This window comes from Aeromonas tecta (genome assembly GCF_000820185.1).
GTDB lineage: Bacteria > Pseudomonadota > Gammaproteobacteria > Enterobacterales > Aeromonadaceae > Aeromonas > Aeromonas tecta.
The window spans coordinates 117,037-117,461 of record NZ_CDCA01000011.1; the positions used below are offsets into that span (position 1 = coordinate 117,037).

The window sequence follows — 425 nt, forward strand, 5'->3', positions numbered from 1 at the left end:
CCGCCCGCCACGACTGGGTGCTGTTCGTGCCCTGCGATGGCCCCGGCCTGCCGCGGGATCTGATGCACCGCTTTCGCGCCGCCCTGGCAGCAGAGCCGAACGCCGAGCTGGTGGTGGCCCACGACGGCAGCCATCTGCAACCCGTGGTCGCCCTGCTGCACCGATCCCTGCTTCCCTCCCTGCGCCAGGCACTGGCAGAAGGCGAGCGCAAGATAGCCTGCTGGTTTGGCCGCCACCGGATGGCGGTGGTGCCCTTCGTCGATCAACCCGATGCCTTTATCAATCTCAATGATCCGGCCGAACTGGCCGCCTACGAGGCGCGGCTGCGGGCAAATGGCAACGATGTCACCAAGGAGAAAGCATGATGGACAACCCACTGCCCCTGCTCGGCTTCGTGGCCTGGAGCGGCACCGGCAAGACCACCC

1 protein-coding gene is annotated in these 425 nt (G+C 67.1%); it reads left to right on the forward strand.

Annotated elements, in window-relative coordinates; genetic code table 11:
* A partial coding sequence (locus BN1137_RS03190; RefSeq protein ID WP_157433611.1) for an NTP transferase domain-containing protein occupies positions 1–365 on the forward strand: 365 nt, incomplete at its 5' end.
* Positions 366–425 lie beyond the last annotated feature (60 nt).